Here is a 2,880-nt window from a genome sequence, read left to right as displayed (position 1 = left end):
GCCACCCTCCAATTTGGTGGTGCGCGCGCTCCGCCGGGCCGGCCGGACCCCCCCGCCGGTCGATCGCCGGGAAGGGGTACCGATGCCGAAGCTGCCGTCGCCCGCCGCGTCGTTCAGCGGGAGCCGACGCGCGGTGCGGGTCTCCGTCGCCTCGGCCGCCGGCTTCTACCCCGCGGCATACCTCTTGGACCAGCCGGTCCTCGCGCTGTACGCCCTGTTCACCCCCATCGCCTTCGGCGTCCTGTCCCCACTGCCGGGCTCCGGCCGCCACCGCGCCGGCAGCGTGCTGCGCGCCGCCCCGGCAGCCGCCGCCCTGATCGCGCTGGGCACCGCCCTCGCAGTAACCACCTGGGCGTCGGCCGTTGGCATGCTTCTCGTCGCCCTGATCCTGACGTTCGGTTCGGTATGCGCCCCGCGACTCGCGAGCGTCGCGCCCGGGCTGCAGCTCTGCTACATCCTGGCCTGCTTCCCGCCTTACGCCCCCGCCACCCTGCCTGAACGGCTGGCCGGACTGGCCTTGGGCGCGACGGCGCTGTTCCTTGGCGAGCTCCTGCTCTTCCCGTCGTCCCGGCATCCGTCGTACGCCAGGCGGGTCGCGGACGCCCTCGACCTGGCGGCCGAAGCGGCGAGACTCCTCCTGCGCGCGGAAGTCGTCGACAGCGTAACGGCCCGTCGGCTGCGGACGACCGGCCGGAAGCTGCGGTTCTCCCGGCAACCGCGCGGCGGCCGTCCCACCGGCGCCGGACGGACCGACCGGGCGCTGGCCCACGCGGGCTCGGCAGCGCGCCGGCTGCTGGACCAGCTGGCCGCCCTCAGCGAACTCCCGCCCGCTCCGGCCGACACGGCTTCGCAGACCCTGCTCCACGGTATCGCGGCGACGTGCGCGGACACCGCGGGTATCCTCCGCGGCGACCGGCCGGCCCACGGCACCGAGCTGATTGAGGAGATGACGGCGCGGTTTCTGGACGAGCGCCGCGGCCCAGAGGGCCGCGGCGGCCGTCCCTACGCGCTCCTGCGCCGCCAGTCGACGCTGCTGACCGTGGCGGTGTCGATGGTGACCGTGCGCACGGCGGCGGACCTCGCGGCAGGCGGCGACCATGCGGTGCCCGGACTGCCCCACGAGCAGTTCTGGTACGCGAGGGTGCCGACGGCACATCTGTGGCTCGTGCGGATCCGCGGCAACCTCACTCCGCGCTCCGTCGTGTTCCAGAACGCGGTCCGTACGGCGCTGGGGCTCGGCCTCGCCCGTCTGGTGGCCGGGGCGCTCGACCTGTCGCACGGCTTCTGGGTGTTGTTGAGCGTGCTCACGCTGGCGCGCACGACGGCGGTCGGTACCTGGTCGGCCGTGCAGTCGGCCGCCACCGGGACCCTGTTCGGCGCCGTGCTCGCGGGTGTGCTCATCATCGGGGCGGGTGACGCGACCGAACTGTACGCCGGTCTGCTGGTGCCCATGATGGTGGTCGCCTTCTCGGTGGGGCCCGCCGGGGGGCCCGCGTGGGCGCAGGGACTGTTCACGCTGGTCGTGTCGACCGCCTTCGCTCAGATCGCCCCCGTGACCTGGCGGCTGGAGGAGGCACGGCTGATCGATGTGCTGACCGGCAGCGCGGTCGGGCTGGTGTGCGGGCTCTTCGCGTGGCCGGCCGGTGCCCGCGCCGAGCTGCGGCGCAGCGTGGCGGCGCTGTTGCGGGCCACCGCGCCCGTGGTGCGCGATACCGCCGACGCGGCGGCCGGCCGTGGTGTCAGCCCGCGTGCGGACGCCTCCGAGCGGCCCACGGCCGGGTCGCTGTGGTCCGCCCTGCACCGGCTGCGCATCGCGGAGGCGGCCTACGCGCAGTTCCGCATGGAGCCCAGCTCTCATGCGGACGACGACGGCCCCGACTGGCTCGCAGCCCTCAACTACGGCTCCCGCGTGCTCACCGGCGCCTACTGGCTGCCGCCCGCCCAGGGCGCACCTTGTATCCCGCCCGAAGCCCGGCGGTGGATGGACACGGCCGCGCGGCAGGTGGCAGCCGCCGGCCTGAGAGCGGCGGACCGGCCCCCGCTGGGAGTCCGGGTCCGGCTCGCACCGCTGCCGTCCGTCACCTCGCCCGCCACGACGCCGGGGGCGTGGTCCCTCCTCGTCGATCTGGAGGTGTGGCTGCACGCCCTCGCTTCAGACCTCGCCACCGCCACCGGGGCGGACTGCCCGGCCGCCGCAGACAAACGGCATTGACCGGCAGGTAGAGGGGACCCGCTGGTGCCCGGTGCGCGGCGTCCCGCGTGCGAGCAGCCGGGCCACGGGTCACCAGGATGGCTGCCGGCACCGCTGCCGCGCCGTGCAGCCAGCCGGGATGACCGAAACCGCGCGCCACGTCGTGAGGCGCGGCCCGCTTGGCGACTGCGGGCCGCTTCGCCGAGAACGACCTGAAGTCCATCGTCCAGCACCGCCGCCATGGCGTCCGCCCCGCCGACCTGGTCGTCGCAGACGAGGCCCATTCCGTCCAGCCCGGCACCTCCGCCTGGGCCGACTTCGGCCGCAAGGCCACCTGATCCACCGGTCAGCACACCAACGAGCGGAATTTGACCCGGCACCTGCTCCAGTCCCTCCACCACCGACGGCCCCGCCGATCCCACCCGAGCTCGAGGCCGTGCTCAAGCGGATCCGGTTTCCCTATCTGCGCAGATCCGCCCCCGACGTGCTGGCCACCGCCCGTTCCCAACGCCGGGATCCAGCCGAGGTCGTGCGGGTCCTGCTGGAGGTAGAGATCAAGGGCTGCGACGAGGACCCTCGCCGCAACCACCGCAAGCAGGGTCTTCAACTGTTGGGGCTTTCGCTTAAACAGGCCGAGCAACGCTATTTATCAGATGTGTGGTTGATCCGCAGAATTTCGGGCCAGGTTT

2 protein-coding genes and 1 pseudogene are annotated in these 2,880 nt (G+C 73.5%); all 3 read left to right on the top strand.

Annotated elements, in window-relative coordinates:
- Nucleotides 1-82: 82 nt before the first annotated feature.
- On the top strand, nucleotides 83-2,212 hold the full coding sequence (locus tag ACFWR9_RS40610) for an FUSC family protein (RefSeq protein ID WP_383852094.1): 2,130 nt from the start codon (nucleotides 83-85) through the stop codon (nucleotides 2,210-2,212).
- A 158-nt stretch (nucleotides 2,213-2,370) separates the two neighbouring features.
- A complete protein-coding gene (locus tag ACFWR9_RS40605; RefSeq protein WP_383852091.1) occupies nucleotides 2,371-2,529 on the top strand; it encodes a hypothetical protein in 159 nt (52 codons plus the stop codon).
- Nucleotides 2,530-2,627: 98 nt separating this feature from the next.
- A pseudogene (locus ACFWR9_RS40600) lies at nucleotides 2,628-2,880 on the top strand (hypothetical protein); the annotation flags it as partial.

Origin of the sequence: Streptomyces sp. NPDC058534, from assembly GCF_042717365.1 — a bacterium.
Classification (GTDB): Bacteria; Actinomycetota; Actinomycetes; order Streptomycetales; family Streptomycetaceae; genus Streptomyces.
Note: the sequence above shows the minus strand (reverse complement) of the source record. Positions and strands in the feature narration are given on the sequence as shown.

Bases quoted from the DNA above. Each gene is read 5' to 3' on its own strand.
- ACFWR9_RS40610 (WP_383852094.1), top strand. From the start codon at position 83: ATGCCGAAGCTGCCGTCGCCCGCCGCGTCGTTCAGCGGGAGCCGACGC.